The organism is Streptomyces phyllanthi (assembly GCF_009377205.1).
Taxonomy (GTDB): domain Bacteria; phylum Actinomycetota; class Actinomycetes; order Streptomycetales; family Streptomycetaceae; genus Streptomyces; species Streptomyces phyllanthi.
In genome coordinates this window covers 1-2,677 of record NZ_VJZE01000753.1, presented here as the reverse complement: position 1 = coordinate 2,677, position 2,677 = coordinate 1, and the positions used below count along the sequence as shown (strand labels likewise).

Sequence of the window (2,677 nt, the reverse complement as noted above, 5' to 3'; positions counted from 1 at the left end):
TGCCCACGCACTCGCTCGCACGCTCCTCGACCGGCATGGCGTGGTGACGAGGGGTGCCGTGGCCGCCGAGGGTGTCGAGGGCGGCTTCTCGGCGACGTACCGCGTGCTGTCCGCCTTCGAGGAGAGCGGACAGGCCCGGCGCGGATACGTGGTCGAGGGGCTCGGCGCCGCCCAGTTCGCGATGGACGGCGCGGTGGACCGCCTGCGCGCGACGGCGAACGCCAGGGAACGGGGGGAGTCCCTCCCCGAACCCTCCTTCGGCCCACCGGACTTCCCCAGCGGACTCGACAGCGGAGCCGGGTTCTCCCCGGGGCCGGACGGCGACACCGACTTCCTCGCAGACTCCCCTTACGGAACCGGCCTCCCCCCAGGCCGCAACGGCGGAGCCGACTTCCCCGACGGCCACGGCTACTCCCCGGCTCCCCGCCACCCCGGCGGCCGCCCTCACCGGACCGGCACCGGCCGTGCCGTCGTCCTGGCCGCCGCCGACCCGGCCAACGCGTACGGCGCCGCCCTGCCCTGGCCCGAGCCCCCCACCGGCGCCGGACACAAACCCGGCCGCAAGGCGGGCTCCCTGGTCGTGCTGGTCGACGGCGAGCTGACCCTGTACATGGAGCGCGGCGGCAAGACCCTGCTCGCCTGGCCCTCCGACCCGGACGGCACGGTCACCGACGATCCCCGCCTCCTGACAGCCGCCGAGGGCCTGTCCGCCTCCGCCCGCGCGGGCTCCCTCGGCACGGTCACGGTGGAGCGCGTCAACGGCGCCTCCGCCCTCACGTCTCCGTTCGGCGCCCTCCTGGAAGGAGCGGGATTCATAGCGACTCCACGGGGCCTGCGCCTGCGCGCGTGACCACCCTCGCCCTCACCACACGGAGATGCTCGCCCCTCACGGACGTGCCCTCTCTTCCACCCACGTGCCACCCTTGGACCCATGCCCGAAGGAGACACCGTCTGGCAGGCCGCGAGACGGCTGCACAGTGCCCTCGCGGGCCAGGTGCTGACCCGCTTCGACCTCCGGGTGCCGAGGTACGCCACCGCCGACCTCACGGGCCGTACCGTCCTGGACGTCACCCCGCGCGGCAAGCACCTCCTCACCCGTATCGAGGGCGGCCTGACCCTGCACTCGCACCTGCGGATGGACGGCTCGTGGAAGGTGTACGCGAACGGCCGGCGCTGGAGCGGTGGCCCCGGGCACCAGATCCGAGCCGTCCTCGGCACCGCCGACCGGACAGCCGTCGGCTACCGCCTCCCCGTACTCGAACTGCTCCGCACCTCGGAGGAGCACCGGGTCGTCGGCCACCTCGGCCCCGACCTCCTCGGCCCGGACTGGGACTCCGACAGGGCCCTCGCCAACGTCCTCGGCGACCCGGACCGCCCGCTCGGTGAGGCCCTCCTCGACCAGCGCAACCTCGCCGGTATCGGCAACGTGTACAAGAGCGAGCTCTGCTTCCTGCTCGGCGCCACACCCTGGCTCCCCGTCGGCGAGCTCCCCCGGGACCGCGCGGCCCAGCTCCCCGCCCTCGCCAAGAAGCTGCTCGAGGTCAACCGCGACCGGCCGGTCCGCGTCACCACGGGCCGCCGCGAGCAGAGTCTCTTCGTGTACGGCCGCGCGCCCCGCCCCTGTCTGCGCTGCCGCACACCCATCCGCTCGGGAAACCAGGGCGACGGTTCCCGCGACCGCCCCACCTACTGGTGTCCTGCCTGCCAGACGGGCCCCGCCCCGGCTCCGAGCGCCCGTGCGGCCAGGCCCACTCAGCCACGCTCAGACAATTGACGGACCGTCAGAAACCCTCGTACGGTCCCCTCATGCCCGTCACGGCGTACGACCTCACCGGACGCACCGCCTTCGTCACCGGAGCCGCCAGCGGTATCGGGCGTGCCACGGCCGTCCTGCTCGCGGAGGCGGGCGCGACCGTGCACTGCGCGGACCGCGACCCCCAGGGCCTGCACGAGACCGCGACACTGATCAAGGTCCGGGGCGGCACCGCCCGCACCCACCACCTCGACGTCACCGACCGCGACAGGCTCCGCCAGGCAGTGACCGACTGCGAGGGGCTCGACTTCATGGCGGCCATCGCCGGCGTCATGCACAGCAGCCCGGTCCTGGAGACCCGCGACGAGGACCTCGACCGGGTGTGGAGCGTCAACTTCAAGGGGGTTTTGTACGCCTGCCAGGAGGCGGCCCGCGTGATGATCGCCAACGGCACTCGGGGCAGCATCGTCACCATGGCCTCCGGCGCGATCGACACCGGCGGCCCCGGCCTGCTCTGCTACGGCGTCACGAAGGCGGCCGTCGTCCAGTTGACCAGGACGTTGGCGACCGAGATGGGCCCGCACGGCATCCGCGTCAACGCGGTCGCCCCGGGCTGGATCCGGACATCCATGACGGACCGCCACGACAGCGAGGCACAGGCACGAACCGAGGCGTTCATGGCGCGGCTCTCCCCCCTGGCCCGGGTCGGCGAGCCGGACGACATCGCCCACGCCGTGCTGCACTTGGCCTCCGACGCCTCGTCGTTCACAACGGGCCAGATCCTGCGCCCGAACGGCGGAGTGGCAATGCCCTGGTGACGGCGGGGGCAACGTACACAGGGCCGCCCTCGGCCCGACGCACACAGCCCCTGACCCTCACCCCGAATACAGACCGCGCCCGACCCACCACGCCCCACTCAAACCC

The 2,677-nt window shown here is 73.2% G+C and carries 3 protein-coding genes; all 3 read left to right on the top strand.

Annotated features, from left to right (window positions below; translation table 11 throughout):
* Positions 1–850, top strand: an 850-nt coding sequence (locus tag FNH04_RS44400) for an Lhr family helicase (protein WP_456154891.1), incomplete at its 5' end; no start/stop codon positions are given.
* Between the two features lie 81 nt (positions 851–931).
* Positions 932–1,774: an Fpg/Nei family DNA glycosylase gene (locus tag FNH04_RS44395; RefSeq protein WP_152791902.1), complete on the top strand. Its 843-nt coding sequence runs from the start codon at positions 932–934 to the stop codon at positions 1,772–1,774.
* 32 nt (positions 1,775–1,806) lie between these two features.
* The gene (locus FNH04_RS44390; protein ID WP_152791901.1) at positions 1,807–2,571 is read left to right on the top strand and encodes an SDR family NAD(P)-dependent oxidoreductase; all 765 of its coding nucleotides are present in this window, start codon (positions 1,807–1,809) and stop codon (positions 2,569–2,571) included.
* Positions 2,572–2,677 lie beyond the last annotated feature (106 nt).